The sequence below is a fragment of the Microcoleus sp. Z1_B2 genome (assembly GCF_036700325.1).
In the GTDB taxonomy this organism is placed as follows: domain Bacteria; phylum Cyanobacteriota; class Cyanobacteriia; order Cyanobacteriales; family Microcoleaceae; genus Microcoleus.
Window position 1 is genome coordinate 3,000 of sequence record NZ_JAUBOQ010000049.1, and the last position, 18,339, is coordinate 21,338.

The window sequence follows — 18,339 nt, forward strand, 5'->3', positions numbered from 1 at the left end:
GCGGCAATCAAGTATTGTTGTAAAAAACCCGGTTTCTGAAGCCTCATGGGTGCTTGAATACCGACAAAAGAAACCGGGTTTTTATCGAGTTTATGGGCGGCAATCAAGTATTGTTGTAAAAAACCCGGTTTCTGAAGCCTCATGGGTGCTTGAATACCGACAAAAGAAACCGGTTTTTTATCGAGTTTGCGGGTGGCAATGAAGTATGGTCGTAAAAAACCCGGTTTCTGGAGCCTCATGCTCACAACTCAAAAATGTCGATCGCCAAATGCCAGTTTTTCTGATGCAGCCGATCGCACATCTCCCGTTTCTCAACCGTCAAATATTGCTGAAATTCCGGTTTTTCCAGACCGCTGCGCCACATTACCAGAGCATCTTCTCCGGTGTCTTCGTAGTATCGCTTGCGCCGTCCAGCCTCTTTAAAACCAAACTTTTTGTACAGGTAAACTGCGGCTAAATTCGATTCCCGCACTTCTAAGGTTGCCCGTTCTAATTGTCTTTCACAAGCCGATTTTAGCAAAGCCAAAAGCAGAGCTTGTCCCAAACCCTGACCTTGAAACTGAGGATGAATTGCCAGCATGATAATGTGAGCTTCTTCTAAAATCGCCCACAAACAACCGATACCAATGAGAGTTGGCGGAATCTGTAGGGGCGGTGTCTCCGTGCCCGCCCGGTTTTGAGCTGATTCACAGTCGTCAGTTTCCCATGTCCAAAGACCTAATAAATCGCTGTTAGGACTGTCTAACTCGCGCCTGTAGCCTTCGATCGCCCAAAGTCCCCCAAAACAAAGCCGATCGAGTTCGACTGCACTGTTGAGGTCTTCTGCGACGAGATGTTTAATTTGTAGAAAACGCACAGTCGATTTTAAATTTTAGATTTTAGATTTTAGATTTGATAATTACTCACTGCAAGGATGCTCCAGTTCGATCGAGTCTCAGTCAGTCAGCCTGCTTGCGGAATGAATCTGGGGGCAACTGACCCAATTGCTTGCCGTCAATTGTACACTGGGAAAGACCGTAAGGATAGTTATTGCGCGATGGTATCAACTCAATCTTTCGGGGTGGAATCGGGACTTAAGTATCTGTCTGAGTCTCAACAAGCTCTGCAAACTCGATCGCCCAATCAAGAACTGTTACCGCTGACAGCCAGTGTTAACAGCAGCGATCGGTTGGAAATCGGAGGCTGCGAGGTGACAGCTTTGGTGGAGCAATTTGGCTCGCCGTTGTATATTTTAGACGAAGAAACGTTGCGGGCGGCTTGTACCCAGTACCGGGATGCTTTTAAGCGTTACTATCCGGGCGAATCTCAAGTGCTCTATGCTTCTAAAGCTTGGAGTTGTTTGGCAGTTTGCGCGATCGCAGCGGACGAAGGTTTAGGCATAGATGTCGTATCCGCCGGGGAAATCTACACTGCACTGCAAGCCGGTGTCAGTCCCGACAAAATCTACTTCCACGGTAACAACAAGTCCCGCGAGGAACTCCAGCTAGCTGTCGAAAGCGGCTGCATTACCGTAGCCGACAATTGGCGGGATTTAGAGACTCTAGCAGAGTTGGGAGAATCGGGTGTCAGCAGCCTCACAGGTGGGCCGACACGAGTTATGGTGCGGTTTACTCCTGGAATTGAGTGTCACACCCACGAGTACATTCAGACGGGTCAAATCGATAGTAAATTTGGCTTTGATCCCAACTCACTCGATCGAGTATTTACTTTCATCAGCCAACAGCCGTCCTTATTTTGCGTGGGAGTGCACGCTCACATCGGCTCTCAGATTTTTGAACTGCAACCCCATGACGATTTAGCCGAAGTCATAATTCAGGCCTTGACAAAAGCACAGAGTTATGGTTTGCCAGCAACAGAAATTAATATTGGCGGTGGGTTGGGCATTCGCTATACTGAAGCGGACGATCCTCCCAGCATTGAAGATTGGGCTCGTACAATTTGCTCCGCAGTGGTAGCAGCTTGCGAGCGGCAGCAATTGCCATTACCAAAATTGCTTTGCGAACCGGGTCGATCGCTCGTCGGTACAGCCTGCGTCACTGCTTATACCGTTGGCTCTCAAAAAGTCATTCCGGGAATGCGGACGTATCTAGCTGTGGATGGAGGGATGTCGGACAATCCGCGTCCTATTACCTATCAATCAGTTTATCGAGTCCTCGCAGCCGGTAAAATGTCTGCTGCCTTAACGGAAACAGTGACAATTGCTGGGAAACACTGCGAATCAGGCGATGTTCTGATTAAAGATGCCAAATTGCCCGAGTGTCAGACCGGAGATGTCCTCGCGGTTACGGCCACAGGGGCATACAATTACAGTATGGCTTCTAACTATAACCGAGTACCCCGACCGGCAGCGGTTTTAGTGAGAAATGGGGAAGTTAACACGATTATACAGCGGGAAACTTACCAGGATTTGCTGAGGCTTGACCGCCTTCCTGAACGACTCGGAGCTCAAAAGTAAAAACTTAGAAGTTAAAAGTTAAAAGTTAAAAGAAAGACAATCCATGTTTACTTAGTGACGATTGCCTTTTCACTTTTAACTTTTGCCTTGTTCAGTCACGCGATTGGATTGACACTCCCCGGTCTAAAAACACGGGGATTTTCAGAGTATTCCTTATAACAACTGTTCATGGTTCACGGGTTCGAGTGCATCACGGTTCGCGGTTCACAGGCGGTAGCGTTCGATGAACCATGAACAATCAACAATCTGGCTTTGACTTGGCCCTGGTTCAGTCCTTATTGATTCAAGGGATCGATATTGGACTGGTTTTTGCCCTTGCGTATTTGGTGCTCGTCATTGTTGGCGAGCGCAGAACGCTGTGGATGGTACGGGGATTTATCATTTTGATGCTGGCGGCGGCGGTGAGCAACTGGGCTGGATTGAGGCTGTTGCACGTTGCGCTAAATAGCTTGGTGACTGGTTCGGCTGTGGCAATGGCGGTAATATTGCAGTCGGAGTTTCGCCGATTTCTGGAACAATTGGGTCGGGGGGAATTTCGGCAATTGTTTGGACGCGATCGCCGGCCAACTCCCGAACCGGACAGCGTAATAGATGAAATTGTGGACGCAGTAAAAGAACTTTCGCAAAACCGCACGGGCGCTTTACTAATTATAGAAACAGATTCTCCGATCGACGATCGAGATTTTTCTGTGCCGGGATTAAAGCTAAATGCTGAAGTTTCTAAAGAATTGTTGCAGACTATCTTTCAGCCGCAAACTTTGCTGCACGACGGAGCTGTTTTGATTCGAGGTTCGCGGATCGTGTCGGCGGGGGTAATTTTGCCTTTGTCCGATCGCACTGCGTCGCGGCAGTTGGGAACGCGCCACCGGGCGGCGATGGGGATTACGGAACGGGTGCAAGCTTGCGTGTGCGTGGTGGTGTCCGAGGAAACGGGTTCTATTTCTTTAGCCCAGATGGGACTTTTAAATCGACCTTTGACTAGCAACAAACTTAAGGAATTGCTGGAAGCAAAGCTGTTTCCGTCCGAGGGAGAAAGAGTTGTGGCTCCAATTCCGATCGGCAATCTCGGACGCCAGATAGGATTGAAGGGAGTGACGCTATTAAAACGGATACTGCGCCGTTAGTCGGGTAATCGGGAGAAACCATGAGTCAAGGAATTTGCTTGGAAAAGTTGCCGGAGGATCTGCAACAGGAACTACTGCCTAAGCACATAGCAGTGATTATGGACGGGAACGGGCGCTGGGCTAAGAAGAAGGGCTTGCCGCGGATTGCGGGGCACCGCCGAGGAGCTAGCACTCTGAAGGAACTGCTGCGCTGCTGCAAAGATTGGGGGATTCCAGCTTTAACGGCCTATGCTTTTTCGACGGAGAATTGGGGGCGGCCTGCCGGGGAAGTGGATTTTTTAATGAGTTTATTTGAGGGAAAGTTGCGACAAGAATTGCGGGAGATGGTGGACGAGGACGTGCAAATTCAATTTATGGGGAATTTGCAGGCTTTGCCGAAGTCTTTGCAGGCCCAAATCGAGCGTTCTGTGACGGCCACTCAGCATAATCAGGGGATTTTGTTTACGGTGGCGACGAATTACGGGGGGCGTCAGGAGATTGTACAAGCTTGTCGGGCGATCGCCACTCAGGTGAAAGAGGGCAAGTTGCAGCCGGAGGAGATTGATGAGGTTTTATTTAAACGCTATTTGTATACTGCTGATATTTGTGACCCGGATTTGCTGATCCGGACGAGCGGGGAAATGCGGTTGAGCAATTTTCTACTATGGCAAATGGCTTATTCGGAAATTTACATTACTGAGACGCTGTGGCCGGATTTTGATCGATCGGAGTTTCACCGCGCTTTGTCTGATTATCAGAAGCGCAGCCGCCGATTTGGCAAAGTCTAACGATTTTGGATTTTGGATTTTGGATTTTAGATTTTAGATTTTTTGGTTGATTTTTCAGTTTCCAAGTAGGTGTGGATTCTGAGGGAGCATCTCCATAAAAGTAAAAAACGTTTTTACGCCACCTGCGAGCGTCCTGCACAGCAAAATAGAGCGACCGGGACGATCGCAATCCCATGTAAATGCTTGCAGGGTTGAGGCTTTTTACCTGGATTCCCCATCTAAAATCTCATACCAATTTCACTCAGTTCCTGCTCAACATAACGATTTTAGATGTGAGATTGGAGGACAAATCTAAAATCTAAAATCTAAAATCTAAAATCAAATTAGGGGCCGGAGAAAACGGCCGCTTCAATGTCCTGACGTGAGAGGGAGTATTTGAATGCTCGCTGAATGTCTTGGCCGTCGGCTCCAGCATCGATGTAGCGGACGGTAAGTTGGTCAATATCGAGGGAAAGTTCTGCTTTCCATGTAAGTTGCTCGATCTGCCAGCAGTGGAGTTCTCGCCGATCTTGCTGGCAGCCGCGGCTTTTTAGCCACTGCTCGATTTCTGGGAGTGGATGGTTGTACAAAGGAGTGTCGGCGGAAGGAAGAGTCATGGGATTTTAGATTTTAGATTTTAGATTTTAGATTTGGGATTGAGGATTGAGGATTGCCGATTTTAGATTGGAGATTTGGGATTTGAGGGTTTAATTGCCGCGAATTAAGCCGATCGCGATCGCCAGTACCAAACATCCGATTAAGCTAGCTCCCATGATAAACAGGGCGAACATTTCTCCGGGGGAAAGAGGTCGATCCGTGGGATCTAGGTAAGCGGAGTTGGAAGTTTTTTTGCCCGATGCCGAAACCGGAGTATTGAAGCCTGGGGGTGGCCCAATCACGTTCTGGCGAGAATAGCCTATTTTGAGGTCGTAGGCGAGGCGACGTTCTGGGTTGCTGAGGGTGGCGTAGGCGTTGTTTAGCTGCTGAAATTTGGCGGTGGCGACTGCGGGTGGCAGCTCGGTGGTATCGGGATGGTAGAGTTTGCTCAGTTCCCGGTACGATCGCCGAATTTCGATCGGCGATGCGGAAGGATGCAGCCCTAACAAGCCGTAGTAACTAGAACCCAAGGGGGTTTTGCCGGGTATTTTCTGACTTTTGCTGTTTGCCGTTCCCTCGTTAGGAGTCACCTCAGCGCCTCTGGGCTTGTTTATAATTTTTGATTATTTTAGAGCAGATTTGAGGGTAGCGCCACTGTCTGCGATGTCGAGGGGTTGAGGGTGGGCGTAAGGCGACGGCAAGTAACATCAAACTCAGCACCAAGATATTCATGCCTTCGGCTTCATCGATTTGTTATGCGACTTGACGAAGTGTTTGAGATATCTGATATCAATTCCGATTATATCGGAATGATTAAACCACAGAGGGCACAGAGGACACAGAGAAAGAGAAGAGAGAGATAATAATTCCGATGTCAACGGATTTGATATGACTCACCGATGGATCGGATAAGCCGATTTCGCCAGAACCTTTTCTCGACACTGCGGATATTTTCTTCATATCTGAGTTGATCCAAGTAAAGCAGCAAATACTTCAATTCATCATCCGTCTCCTCCCCCTCAAAGGGGTTTACTCGCACCAGATTGCCATAGCTGCGCTCCCACTTTTGAGGTGTATCATCCACTGCAATGATTGACTCTAGACGATACCCTTTGCGCTTGACCTTTTTGAGATTTTTGCGATTGTAATATTCCAACCATTCCATATCGTAAGCAACTGTGCAGCGATCGCTTGCCCACACAAACGATAAAGTTTTAGGATTTTCAAAGAGGGCTGAGACAATTGCGCTCGCATAAGACGGCGAAGAAGATGTCCAAACTGCCACATCAAACCAGTCCAGGCAATTTTTCAAAAAGACATCTAGAAACGGTCGTTTGTAAATGTGATATGGCTCCACTAAAAAATCAGCTTGCCGAGGGAGAGATGCTTCGGCAGCATAAATTAAAGTTTCATCAAGATCGAGGATCAATAGTTTTTTTCTATAATCCATAATCAAAAATCGTTGATCACTATGTATAGCTCCACTCCTGTACCCAATTACTTTAAACTATGAATCGCCCGGTCGCAAATTCTGCACATCCTCAACGCTAAGCCCCGTATCTTGGGCGATCGTGGCATTATCTAGCTGTGAAAGTAATTGTCGGGCGATCGCTAGCGTTTCTTTTCGTATTCTTTCCTGTCTTGCTGCCTGTCTTGCTTCTTCAACAGCTTTAATAATTACCCCCTGTTGATCGTGAATAAACTGTTCCCTGCGTTCCAAAACTTCTACTTCTTCCCGACTTAACCGGGCTTGATTGGCAAGATCGAATGCTTTGTGGATTTCCGGTACGCTATCGATTGTTTCGGGAACTTCTGAGAGAATTCTGGCATATTTCATGAAATATATCCATTTATCTGTCAAAGTTTCTAGTTGACTTGCTTCTTTATGGGATTTAGGTAATTCTATAAACACTAAATTCATGGCATCTTCGGGATAGTTTAAATTGCTTTTAACTTCTTTATACACAAATCTCGAAATTAAGTTAGGGCTGTTGCGAAACATTTCAAAATCTGTAATGGTTAAAGCTATTAATGGCTTGAGCATTCGATAGCCTTCTCCTCTTTGCAATTGAAATGCGTAGGTTGTGGCTGCATTGTACAACACCCGATTGCCAGAATATTGAACGTTGAGAACTAGATTTTTAATAATGACTAAGGTGCCATCGTCTAGTTTGGCTGTGACATCAAGGTAAGTATCTTTTAAATTTTCTACTTGGATCGGCAGATTCTGGTTGATAATTTCTAAGTCTTGGATGGTGGGATTTCCTTCATAAATTAAGGCGTTGAGAAAGCTAATTAGAATCTCTTTGCTTTCTGAGGAACCGAAGATTTTTTTGAAGGCGTAATCGGTTTTCGGGTTGATAAATATCATGGTTGTCAGATTTAGCTTTAAGGCGATCGGTTTGGTGACGAAATAACCGGATTTGAGATCCGTCAAACTGCTGATTTTGTTTCAGGTAATGGTTTGACATTTTCCGGCAAATGTGCATTGGCGATCGCCAGCACTGGCTCCTCGATACTGTGTTCGCCGTCGGTGGGGAGTTGGCAAGAAATCAGTTCTGTGACGATGCGATCGCCCAGAACATCTTCCCAATCCTGCAACTGTTCTCTGGCTTTGATCGGTGTATTGACAGCCACGTCTACGCCCATTTGCTGAAGGTTGAGGCTGTGGGCTGTCGATCGGCGGTTGACACACTCCACCAGCCAAACGCTCAATCCGACTGCTGCCATCAAAGGCAAGACAATCCGGTAATCGCGGGTTAATTCAAACATCAATAGGATGGCTGTCAGCGGTGCTCTGGCGCTGCCGGCGAGGACGGCGGCCATTCCCACCATTGCGTAGGCGGCAGGGCCAGCGACTCGATCGCTCATTGCCGGCAGCATTTCCAAAAAGAGGCCGTAAGCCGAACCCAGGGAAGCTCCCAAAAACATCGCCGGAGCGAATATACCGCCCACTAAACCACTGCCGAGGCTGATTGCGGTCATCGCCAGTTTGACAAACAGCAGCAGCAACAGCAAAGGCAAGGAAAATTTAACATCTTGGAGCATGGCTTGGACTGTTTCGTAGCCAACACCCAAAATTTGAGGCAATTGCAGGGCGACTAAGCCGACTGCGGCCCCGCCGACGATCGGGTGAAGCGGCCGGGGCAGTCGTCCGAGCCAAGCAAATCCTCGGACTTTTCCTTGAAAACAGCCCTCGGCTAATTGAATTGCTTCTGTGTAGGCTAGAGACACTCCGCTCGCTAAAAGTCCCAATCCCATATACAGAGGCAGTTCCAGGGGGCTGCGGACATCGTAAACTGGCAAAGAAAAGGCCGGCTGAGCTCCCAAGCAGATTTGAGCGATGAGCGCCGAAACTACGGCGGAGAGCAAGACTACGCTGACTGAGGAAGTGGCGAAGGTGCTGCCGAGCACGACTTCTAAGGCAAAGAAGACTCCGGCGATGGGAGAGTTAAATCCGGCGGATAAACCTGCTGCTGCTCCGGCGCCCAGGAGCAAGCGCTGCCGTTCTGGGGAGAGCTGCAAAACTTGAGCCAGCAGCATTCCAAAATTAGCGCCGATTTCGACGCTGGGGGCTTCCGGGCCGAGGGAGGCGCCGGTGCCGAGGGAAACTGAGGCTGCCACCATTTTGGTGATGGGTTTGAGGGGGGAGAGTTCTTGCAGGCCGCGGGTGGCTGCAATTAAGGAAGACATATTCGGGCCAAAGTCCCGAAATCGCCACCGCATCAGCCCGATGATGACTCCGCCGAGGGTGGGAATGCAGGCTAGCGTCCAAGAGCCTTTCGAGGCGATCGCCCCCATGAAGTCTTCCAGCATCAGGCTGTGGATGAAGTGGATGAGGTAGTGAAAGGTGACGACGCCTGCGCCCGTAACTCCCCCTATGACTAGGGAGAGGATGAGCAGGAGGGTTTCTGGGCTGGGGTGCAGGCGGTTGAATAACGGGCTCAGTCGGGAGGCTTGGGGAGTTGCTGCGGTTGGCCCGGGTGGCTGCAGATCCACAGGAGGGATGGCTCTCATTTAGCGGTTAATTCTTCGGTGAGAAGTTATATAATTATTACAATTTATTTCTTATTTTCATTTTGAGTGATTTTAGGGGAATTGACAACTTAATTAAGGCGTATTTTCGGGTAAATTTTTGGGGCTAGCCGCTGAGGTGGAATGACTGATTATGAGGAGCGACGGATTTGGCGTGATTGTATGCTCAGTTACATTCAAACTTAGATATACTCTGGCTATAATGGTAATCAACTATATTTACCTTGTGGGTGGCTATGCCGATCGCATCAGTGAACTAGCAATATCATATAACTCAGTAAAAAACAACTTTCAAATTAAAGAATTGTCGATGGGAGATTTTCCCTGATAACCACAAATCTCAAACCACAAATCTCAAATCTCTAATTTTAAAATCCTCGCTCGCGCATACTATCATATCGGTTGTTGATTGGGCGGGATTCTTGGTCTGGGTTTGGCGATCGACATTAGCGGATCGCCGATGGTGGCGACTTTCCAGGGTGGGGATTCGAGCTGACGTGCTGCGATTAAAAAGGGTGCTCCTCGCTTTAGGCGATCGACGATTATTTTAGGTGGAATAAATGCCGATAAAAAAGGTTCGTTGACGCTGCCAATATATGCGTAAGCACCATTCTCTAGCCACCTTCCGGCAACGGTGTTTGTGTCATCTGGCGCTGCTGCTGACCAACTGTGGATCATGTGGATTGCTGCGGGAAATTGTAGTTTTGGTATGTCTTCAACTAAAGCGTCGCCGTTGCCCACTTGGAATGATTTTGGATAGCCTTTGGAATTAATTAATATTAAGTCAAATGTCCACGGTTTTGAGGCTAAACTCCGCCACTTTTCTAGGCTCGATTCGGGTTTCTGCACTAATTCGACATTTAAACCTATGGTTTTTAGTTCGCTAGCTGCTTCCTCCATTTCATATTTTGCCCAATTTCCTTCCTTGGGGTAACTGTCATAAAGCATGGCTGTTTGGCTGTCTAGAAATATGGCACACATGGCTTGATAGATCGATCGTACCTCGGAACCGTAAATCCAGCCGACAGCAGCCCAGCGTTCGTCGTTGGGGTGCCTTCCCAAACCATCGGTAACGGCTAGTTGTTCGTCTGGTTTTTCAGGAGATTGATATTTGACTGCTTGTTGGCGTACAATGGTTATTGTGTCGATCGGGTCTGCGAGTTGAGAATAAAAAAATCCGGTTGATTCGACAGCTTTTGTAACGGCTAGTTGCAGATTTTTCCACTGTGTGTTATTGAGGGTATCATTGGGTTTTCCGAAGTTGCCTTCTAGAAATACTAAAGGTTGGCCGTGAGCGGCTGCTAAGGCAACTGCTGCTGAGCGTGCGGGGTCGTTTTCTGATGTGATTACTACTCCTGGGGGTTCCCAGCCGAGTTGCGTCCATTTTGCTTTTAAGGTTTGAGTATCCGTGGCATTCCAGGCTGCTGCTGTGGCGTTCAGCATTAATTGCTGGAGTTTTTGATTGGTGGGCAATTGCTGTTTGATGCTTGGCAAACGGACTATTTCTTCGGGTTGAAAGCGCTGCAAAAACATGGGCGCATATTTTTTATCTTCGATGAGAATCGGCCAGTTTCCTTTGAGATTCCATTTTTGGATGGCTGCTAAAAATGTGGCTTCGTCGGGTACTAAAACTACGCGGTTGACTGTTGGTATGTTTGATCGGAGGATGGCGGTTCGGAGGCCTGTTTGAATTGGCCAGGGTTCTTGTTTGGCTGAGGCGGGAAGTTGAAAGGGTTTTTTGAAAAGGCGATCGCATCCGACACCGATTGTTGCTAAGCTTACAATAAGGGCGATCGCGAGTAATTTAAATTTTAACTGTTTTTTCATAGGGGCACGGGAAGGAAGGAACTAGGTTATAAATACGAACAATTATCGAAATATTTTTAGGGGCTGCAAGCGGATGTTTAGAGGCGCGGGGCAAAGTAAGATTGTAAGTGCGATCGGGCTGGCAACTTTTAGTATTATTGCCTTAGCAACTACAGGTTTAATAATTTTCGCAGCGAACCGTTCGTCAGTCAAGCATCAAGTCCGGCAATTGCTGACAGCGAGGGAATGTCAAGGTTGCAATCTTTCCGGGGGGAATTTGAGCGAAGTTTTTCTGGAAGGCGTCAATTTAGAAAAAGTCAACCTGAAAGATGCCAATTTGTGGAGCGCGCCTTTGGTAAATGCTAACTTGAAACAGGCCAATTTGGCTGGGGTTTACCTGATAAGCAGCAATTTGGCTGGGGCAATTTTGGAGGTAAGCAATCTAGAAAAGGCGTTTTTAGAGGATGCTTATTTGGGAGGGAGTAATTTGATAAGTGCTAACTTAAGATGTGCTTTTATGAAAGGTATTTTTCTCGTTAACGCTGATTTGGAAGGGGCGAATTTGGAGGGGGCTAATCTGTGGATGGCTAATCTGGAAAGTGCTAATTTGAAGGGTGCTAATCTGAGAAATGCTTTGCTGTTGGATACTAATTTGGCAGGGGCGAATTTAAAGGGGGCGGTGATGCCTGATGGTACGCGGCAGGAATGAAAGTCAGTTGACAGTTGACAGTTGATAGTTGTCAGTTGTCAGTTGTCATTAATCAGAGCAGAGGGCGATCGCACCTGCAACCTTCATTTCTGGTTATTTGGTGAGGAGATGAAGGGGTGAGGTGCGATCGCTATTCTAATAGAGCAGATTTTACAAGCGCGTCGGCTGCTTTAATCATCTATCTAACTCAGCCAGTCTTGGACGCACTCCGACTCCAGAAACCGGGTTTTTTACCGAATCTGCAGGTCACCACCTGTGTATTTTCGTAAAAAAACCCGGTTTCTAAGCCCCTGTGCGTAAGTCATACCAACTTTACTTACACACGTTCTGCAAATCTTTGAACAGCTTTTGGCGCGAAAGCAGCAACTAAAAAAGCAGTTGTAATGTATTTCCCCTCAGAATCTTTGCTAGTTATTGTTATTGCACCAAACACAATCGCTGCAATCAGCGCAATAAAACTCATGGCTCGCATTGTCGAGTATTTCCCATTATCTTCCTGGAATAATTCGGCAAGCTCTTTTCCATGTTCTGAAGAATTTGGTTGAGTCTCAACTATAGAAGAATGTGTCATTTGATTAACCTCCTAAATGATTAAAGCTTAACTAAGTCCTAACTTAGTTCGAGTGTGGCTACCAACTATTCCATCATCTTCAAGTCCAACAGAACGCTGGAAAGCTTTTACAGCCGTTTGTGTATTTTCACCAAATACACCATCAACTGCTCCTGGATTAAATCCCCGATCGCGCAATCGCTGTTGGAGTTTTATAACGGCTGAACCTGTTGAACCAAACTTTAGATCCACAACTTGCGAATCATTTTCTAGCTGTTCGGGAGTGAATTGCATACCTAGCTTATCAGCAACTTGTTTTCTCAAACGGGGAAGTTGACTGTACAGCAAATCACCCGGACAATCAGTATTGCTGAAATCTCTGTGTCCCTTGATATTGAGCGGACTAATATTGCAAGAATCGCATAATGACACACAAAGTTCTACAAGGCTCTCCCATTGCTTTTCACTCATTTGGAAAGTCATGAAATTCCCTTCATTTTCAATACCAGGAGATTGATTGCCGTTGGCTAATTTTCCTGGATCTTGCCCTGCATGGGCTGACTGAATGCAAAACCCTTTTTTCACAGCATCTAGGGAACCGTGCCGACCTTCTAAAATCAACCCTCCGGTTGTATTTAAGAAGTTGTGTCCTGAGTCCGACCAATCATTATCATCCATGTGAAAGTTTTGAATGTTTCGCGCTAACTTAATCGCTCCTTCAAGCGTGCCTCTTGAGGCATCGTTGGGAGGATTTTGGTTGTTTGTATGATGGACAATTACATAGCGGGGAATAGTCATTTGAAAAGGAAATGTTCCAGATTTTGGCGGTCTGGCTCCCCACGCTGCTGCTGTTACAACTTTTGCTGTAAATGACATAAAAAATGACTCCGAATTGTTTAATTTGTAGGTGGAATTTCCCCCACGGAGGGGGCAACTTCTGTTTAGGCTATGGCTTTGAAGTAATGCTCAGCAATCTGCGCGATGAGATCGGCCCTGTCCCGTCCATTCACTATTTTTCTGGCCTTAGAGAAATCGCGTTGATCGCCCACAATGGAACCACTCAAACCTACACCCGTAAAGCTACCATCGCGCATTCCCCGAACTAGAATCATGGCAGCAATTTCAGGGAGAGCGGCTTTTTCTGGATTATCTATCAAATTAATTCCGAGTTTTTCGCTCCAGATTTGATAGTTGCGACGCCCTGTAATTTGGACAAAACCTCTGCCTTTAAAGCGAGGGCCATCACCGGGTTCAGTATTTCCTAAATCTTCGCGACCTTCATAATCCGACCCATCAGCTAATTCCATCATGAACCGTCCCAAAAGGGATTCATGTTGGGCCGTTGCAAAAACATAGGCAATTTGCCCTAGATCGACAACTCCATCGTTGAGACATTGATTGAGAATAAGAGGCAAATTTTTCTGAGCAAAGGGGCGAATTTCGGATGGGCATTGAGCAACATCTAAAATACGATCGATGCTAGGGAATCCATCGGGCATATCCGAAGTCTTGGGTGTGCGACTAACTATGATTATTTCTTCTGGCTTCACTTTCAGCAACTCAGCCCAGGTATTGCGATCAACTTTTCCAGTAACTTGTAGTCCGCCGGGGACAAATTGGCTTTTATTAGCAGGGCGCATCCGTTGAAATTGTTCGACTGCTGCTTTTGTGACAGACCCAAAAAGTCCGTCAATTTTGGCATCTTTGGGTAATAATCCCCAATCTTTCAAGCGCCTTTGCAGGATTTCTACCTCGTCAATCAGGTGAGGGCTATCAATAATCCCGTCATTGATTTGTAACTCGACTTTTTTAATGGTCATATTCAGTTCTCCAAGTAGTAATGATGTTTGTAGTAAGCACTTCAGTCTTTTGTTGCAGGTTTGGGAAAAATGCGGACTAAAGTCCTCACTACAAACTTTTTTTATTCAGGGGCTTTACCGGACGCAATTTTAATTGCAAACGCAGTAAGTTTTTCGGCTATTTAGAAACTCGATGCAGCCACATTGTTGCAGTAGATTCGATCGTGCTACTGTCCCAATTGTCATAAAAAGATAAAGCTTCACGCAAACTAGAGGCATTGCCCGCGGAGGATATCAATTTACCGCTGTATAACTTGTTTTCGCCTTTGTTATCTGGTGAAAATGAGGAATTTTTCCGATAGCCTGAGTGGAACCATTCTCCGGCTGGGTCATTCACAAAAAAGTCACCGTTGTTGTTATAGCCGCGAATAACTAGAATGTGACCTGAATTCGTCCAAAAACCGTGCAATATACAGATCTCGCCAGAATCGAGAGACCGAGTGATGTCTGAAAGACTTCCCTTTAATGTCAACTTATCTCTCAACCCTAAACCCTCTAACAATCTTTTGATGCCATCGGGAGAACCGTGATCTATTCCCAGCCGATCGAAACGTTTTTTAACATCATCTTCGTACTGTGGAAAGGAACCTAAATCTGCAACTTGAAAGTATTTCAGACACATTGCGGAACTTGTAGCACCGCAAGTGCGCCAGGGCTGAATCTCGTTATCTTCTTGACTGAAATACGGAACGTTATGATTGACAGCCATAATTTACCTCAAGGTAAGTGTTGTAAATAATTGATTTGGCTTCAGCTCGTTTGTTTGAGCTGATATGTATACAGTAGCGAGTTGTTATTGTACGGTCTATATAGATAACCTAAGTTGTTAAAGTTAAATACAAAAATAAAAAGACTGAGGCAACCTCAGTCTAACTAAGTAAACCTCAGTAAACTTCAGGTTATACTCAAGATCCAATGAAAAAATTTTAACCTGATGAATTTTGAAGAAGGGCTGAAACTCGCAGATACCGCCGTATTTGCCAAAACAAACAGACACTTAAAAGATATAGAAGTAATAATTCTGACAGGATCTTGGCACGGTCATGAGTATCATAAGATTGCAGAGACTTACGGATATGCTGCCGAATACCTGATGCAAGATGTGGGCCCCAAGTTATGGAAGCTGCTTTCTGAAGCTTTAGGGGAAAGGGTCAGTAAAAAAAACTTTCAAGCGGCATTGGAAAGGCGATCGCTCTTGCAGTCAGAGACAGCCGCACAGCCAATTGCACCAGAAATAGCGGAACAATTGGTCAACATCGAGGATTTTGGCGATGTTTCAGGAGTTACAAGCACTCCCTTACGCCAAGATTGGGGTGAAGCGCCGGAAGTCTCAAATTTTTTCGGCCGCGCCGCAGAATTAAATACCCTCAGTCAATGGGTACTCCGCGATCGCTGTCGCTTGGTGGCGCTGTTGGGTATGGGAGGTATTGGTAAAACGGCTTTGACTGCTAAACTGGGAGAACAAGTTCAGGGTGAATTTGAATATCTAATTTGGCGCAGTCTCCGTCATGCACCTCCCTTGCTGACAATCTTGACTGAGTTGAACTCATTTGCCAGCAGTTCCCCAGAAACGCAACTGCCAACTACTATAGGCGAGCAAATTTCTTCCCTAATCAAAAGTTTGCGCGATCGCCGTTGTTTGCTGATCCTAGATGATTGGGAAATGATTTTGCAAAGTGGAGATATCGCTGGGTATTACGGAGATGGTTATGAAGGGTACGGTCAACTACTGCGACGAATCTCAGAAGAAAGGCATCAAAGCTGCTTGCTACTTTTATCGCGAGAAAAGCCTGTAGAGGTTGCATCTTTAGCAGGCGAAACCTTACCTGTGCGTACATTACAAGTTAAAGGCTTAAAACAAACAGATGCAAAAATGCTGTTGGCATCCATTGGTTTTTCTGACTCAGAAAACGGCTTAGACGAACTAATACAAGTATACCGAGGTCATCCGGCTGCACTGAAAATTACTGCTACCACAATTCAAGAGTTGTTTAATGGCAATATTAGTCAATTTATGGGTCAAAGCTCCTTAGTTATTGGCGATATTTTTGCCAATCTACTTAACGAACATTTTCAGCGGTTATCGGATTTAGGAAAAGCTGTCATGTACTGGCTGGCGATCGAACAGCAGCCGATTTCCTGGAACCAACTGAAAGCAAAATTATCAGCAGGCGTTTCTAGTTCAGAATTACTAACAGTATTAGAATCCTTGGTAAGGCGTTCGTTAATCGAAAAAGAGCTTTCTCCCTCTAGTGCTGAAGCAAAATTCACTCTCGAACCCGTGATGATGAAATATCTCACCCATAATTCGATCGAACAAATATGCCAAAATATTCTCGAAGCAATGGAAGCGCAATCCACCGACAAGCTAGGTTTAATCGGAAGTCATGCTTTCGAGCGATCGCCCGAACTCAAGGACACTAAAATTACTCAGCTACACCCGATCTTAACCAAAGTTCGAGAACGCTTAGATTTAACTCGAATAAATAATTATCAAATGCAGCTAAAAGAACTTTTGTCAAAAGTGCGCGAGTGTCCTTCCCCAAAGCTTCAATATGCAGAGAAAAATCTTCTCAAACTGCTAGGACAAACTGAAATATAGCGAGCCTAAATCATTTGGGAAAAAAATCTAGGGTTAAAGAATGCTGTTTGAGTATTAGACTTAGATCCCCCCTAACCCCCCTTAAGAAGGGGGGGACCGGATGTACTCAAAGTCCCCCTTTTTTAGGGGGAAGTCTTCTCAAAGTCCCCCTTCTTAAGGGGGATTTAGGGGGATCTAGAATCAGGTAAAAACGAGATTTCTCAAGAGGTTCTATGATTCCAGGTAACTTAATTCATCCAGGGTTTTTACTGCAAGGTCGCTACCAAGTTATCGATCGCATTGGTGGCGGTGGCTTTGGCGATATTTTTGAAGTAGACGATGGTGGCATTATCAAAGTATTAAAAGTTTTGAATTTAGATAACTTTAATAACCCAGATATTAAGCAAAAAGCCACCATTTTATTTCAGCGAGAAGCAAAGTTCTTAATGAGCCAAAGACACCCCGGCATTCCTCGTGTAGAAAAAGACGGATATTTTAATTGGCCTGAAGGTAGTAGCAAACCGTTACCATGTTTGGTAATGGAGAAAATACCGGGGCAAAATTTACAAGAGTGGATGTTAGCAAGAGCGAATCAACCAATAAATACAGAAACTGCGATCGACTGGTTGACACAACTCACACAAATTCTCAATTTACTGCACCAGCAGCAGTATTTTCACCGAGATATTAAACCGTCCAATATCATGTTAAAGCCGGATGGGAAATTGGTATTAGTTGATTTTGGTGCGGTGCGAGAAGTAACAGAAACTTACTTGCGGCAACAAAAAGAAAATTATACGGCAACTGCGATTATTTCTGCTGGCTATACGCCAAGCGAACAAGCAGAGGGTCATGCAGTACCGCAATCGGATTTCTTTGCTTTGGGGCGTAGTTTTGTTTATTTACTGACAGGAAAAGTGCCGATCGATTTACATAAAAATCCTGACAATGGTGAATTGATATGGCGAGATAAAGCAACGCAAGTTTTACCACATTTGGCAGATTTAATTGACCGCATGATGGCTCCTTTTTTTGGCAAGCGACCACAAAACTGCCAGGAAATCTTGCAGATTTTGGCACGAGGAGACGCGCGATCGCCCTTGGAAAGCGTGGCGCAACCATTGCCAGAAATTAAACAATCCATCGAACCCAGTAAAACGAATCCTATTTTTGATAGGATTCGTTTTAACTGGGTAGGCAAACTAGCTCTAGCTAGCTTTTTTTTGCTAGGCGGTTTGTGGACTTTCTCACCCCAGATAGTATTTTATCTTAACAAAGAAGGTTTGAGCAATTACAAAAATCAACGTTTAGACAATGCGGAATTATATTATAAAATAGCTCTATTATTTCAAGAAAATGATGGAAGAGTTAACTATAACTTAGGCGTAATTTATGAAGACAAACAAGAGTATGACAAGGCTCGCGCTGCATATCAAATTGCTATCAATGCAGGTGTTAATAAAGCTTTAAATAATTTGGCGCGACTGGAAATTTTAGATAAACAATATGCGAAAGCTCTACCGCTGTTAGAAAAAGCTTTACCACTTGCCACAGATATTAAGACAACGTACACTATACACAAAAATTTAGGTTGGGCGCAGTTGGAGTTAGGGCGATATGAAGAGGCTAACAATAACCTGACGAAAGCGATTAATATTTCTAGCGATCGTTCTGTTGCTTACTGTTTGCAAGCGGTTCTTTTAGAACGTCAAGGAAATCAACAAAAATCTAGATTTAATTGGAAAAAATGCTATAATAATTTGTCGTCTGAATTGCCTGAAGAACAGAGATGGGTGCTGCAAGAATTCAGCAAAAATTTTCAAAATTTAAAGTTATAGCGTATCCCCGATAGTCCGGCAGGGGTTTAAACCCCTGCC

Annotated in this window: 19 protein-coding genes; 7 read left to right on the forward strand and 12 right to left on the reverse strand. The window is 45.6% G+C overall.

The genetic code is table 11. The annotated features are described in order from the left end of the window. Both QT984_RS23960 and rimI read right to left on the reverse strand, forming a co-directional pair. Positions 1 to 239, reverse strand: a 239-nt coding sequence (locus QT984_RS23960; RefSeq protein WP_333375123.1) for a hypothetical protein, incomplete at its 3' end; no start/stop codon positions are given. A 2-nt stretch (positions 240 to 241) separates the two neighbouring features. After that, positions 242 to 856 (reverse strand): ribosomal protein S18-alanine N-acetyltransferase, encoded by a 615-nt coding sequence (rimI, locus tag QT984_RS23965; RefSeq protein ID WP_333055495.1) that lies wholly within the window; start codon positions 854 to 856, stop codon positions 242 to 244. A 180-nt stretch (positions 857 to 1,036) separates the two neighbouring features. Between rimI and lysA the strand changes: the two genes are divergently transcribed. The 3 genes from lysA to QT984_RS23980 all read left to right on the forward strand — a co-directional run bounded on the left by lysA (position 1,037) and on the right by QT984_RS23980 (position 4,346). Next, positions 1,037 to 2,455: a diaminopimelate decarboxylase gene (gene lysA, locus QT984_RS23970; RefSeq protein WP_333055587.1), complete on the forward strand. Its 1,419-nt coding sequence runs from the start codon at positions 1,037 to 1,039 to the stop codon at positions 2,453 to 2,455. A 230-nt stretch (positions 2,456 to 2,685) separates the two neighbouring features. Next, positions 2,686 to 3,579, forward strand: coding sequence for a diadenylate cyclase CdaA (gene cdaA, locus QT984_RS23975; protein WP_333055496.1), 894 nt, complete (start codon positions 2,686 to 2,688; stop codon positions 3,577 to 3,579). Positions 3,580 to 3,599: 20 nt separating this feature from the next. Further along, entirely contained in the window at positions 3,600 to 4,346 is a 747-nt protein-coding gene (locus QT984_RS23980; protein ID WP_333055497.1) for an isoprenyl transferase, read from the forward strand. 323 nt (positions 4,347 to 4,669) lie between these two features. Here QT984_RS23980 and QT984_RS23985 read toward each other — a convergent pair whose 3' ends face one another. From QT984_RS23985 to QT984_RS24005, 5 genes are all read right to left on the reverse strand, one after another. Then, positions 4,670 to 4,942, reverse strand: coding sequence for a DUF3143 domain-containing protein (locus QT984_RS23985; RefSeq protein ID WP_333039717.1), 273 nt, complete (start codon positions 4,940 to 4,942; stop codon positions 4,670 to 4,672). 90 nt (positions 4,943 to 5,032) lie between these two features. Next, positions 5,033 to 5,512: a J domain-containing protein gene (locus QT984_RS23990; RefSeq protein ID WP_333055498.1), complete on the reverse strand. Its 480-nt coding sequence runs from the start codon at positions 5,510 to 5,512 to the stop codon at positions 5,033 to 5,035. Between the two features lie 284 nt (positions 5,513 to 5,796). Next, positions 5,797 to 6,372, reverse strand: a complete 576-nt coding sequence (locus tag QT984_RS23995) for an HAD family hydrolase (protein WP_333055499.1) — start codon at positions 6,370 to 6,372, stop codon at positions 5,797 to 5,799. Between the two features lie 57 nt (positions 6,373 to 6,429). Further along, the gene (locus QT984_RS24000) at positions 6,430 to 7,293 is read right to left on the reverse strand and encodes an Rpn family recombination-promoting nuclease/putative transposase (protein ID WP_333259471.1); all 864 of its coding nucleotides are present in this window, start codon (positions 7,291 to 7,293) and stop codon (positions 6,430 to 6,432) included. A 62-nt stretch (positions 7,294 to 7,355) separates the two neighbouring features. Next, a complete protein-coding gene (locus QT984_RS24005) occupies positions 7,356 to 8,939 on the reverse strand; it encodes a chloride channel protein (protein ID WP_333338848.1) in 1,584 nt (527 codons plus the stop codon). Positions 8,940 to 9,159: 220 nt separating this feature from the next. Between QT984_RS24005 and QT984_RS24010 the strand changes: the two genes are divergently transcribed. Continuing rightward, entirely contained in the window at positions 9,160 to 9,285 is a 126-nt protein-coding gene (locus QT984_RS24010) for a hypothetical protein (RefSeq protein WP_333208091.1), read from the forward strand. A 65-nt stretch (positions 9,286 to 9,350) separates the two neighbouring features. Here the strand turns inward: QT984_RS24010 and QT984_RS24015 are convergent, their stop codons facing one another. Then, positions 9,351 to 10,784: a hypothetical protein gene (locus QT984_RS24015; RefSeq protein WP_333055501.1), complete on the reverse strand. Its 1,434-nt coding sequence runs from the start codon at positions 10,782 to 10,784 to the stop codon at positions 9,351 to 9,353. A 73-nt stretch (positions 10,785 to 10,857) separates the two neighbouring features. Between QT984_RS24015 and QT984_RS24020 the strand changes: the two genes are divergently transcribed. Continuing rightward, complete coding sequence (locus tag QT984_RS24020; protein WP_333055502.1) at positions 10,858 to 11,472, forward strand: pentapeptide repeat-containing protein; 615 nt, start codon at positions 10,858 to 10,860, stop codon at positions 11,470 to 11,472. A gap of 316 nt (positions 11,473 to 11,788) precedes the next feature. On the opposite strand, the gene QT984_RS24025 is transcribed toward QT984_RS24020, so the two are convergent. From QT984_RS24025 to QT984_RS24040, 4 genes are all read right to left on the reverse strand, one after another. After that, positions 11,789 to 12,043 (reverse strand): hypothetical protein, encoded by a 255-nt coding sequence (locus QT984_RS24025; protein WP_333055503.1) that lies wholly within the window; start codon positions 12,041 to 12,043, stop codon positions 11,789 to 11,791. A gap of 27 nt (positions 12,044 to 12,070) precedes the next feature. Beyond that, a complete protein-coding gene (locus QT984_RS24030; protein ID WP_333055504.1) occupies positions 12,071 to 12,898 on the reverse strand; it encodes an N-acetylmuramoyl-L-alanine amidase in 828 nt (275 codons plus the stop codon). A gap of 65 nt (positions 12,899 to 12,963) precedes the next feature. Further along, positions 12,964 to 13,842 (reverse strand): peptidoglycan-binding protein, encoded by an 879-nt coding sequence (locus QT984_RS24035; RefSeq protein ID WP_333055505.1) that lies wholly within the window; start codon positions 13,840 to 13,842, stop codon positions 12,964 to 12,966. A 157-nt stretch (positions 13,843 to 13,999) separates the two neighbouring features. Continuing rightward, complete coding sequence (locus tag QT984_RS24040) at positions 14,000 to 14,590, reverse strand: C39 family peptidase (RefSeq protein WP_333055506.1); 591 nt, start codon at positions 14,588 to 14,590, stop codon at positions 14,000 to 14,002. A gap of 225 nt (positions 14,591 to 14,815) precedes the next feature. Here QT984_RS24040 and QT984_RS24045 point away from each other — a divergent pair, with 225 nt between their 5' ends. Beyond that, entirely contained in the window at positions 14,816 to 16,483 is a 1,668-nt protein-coding gene (locus QT984_RS24045; protein ID WP_333055507.1) for an NB-ARC domain-containing protein, read from the forward strand. A gap of 212 nt (positions 16,484 to 16,695) precedes the next feature. Continuing rightward, positions 16,696 to 18,300: a protein kinase domain-containing protein gene (locus QT984_RS24050; protein ID WP_333055508.1), complete on the forward strand. Its 1,605-nt coding sequence runs from the start codon at positions 16,696 to 16,698 to the stop codon at positions 18,298 to 18,300. Positions 18,301 to 18,339 lie beyond the last annotated feature (39 nt).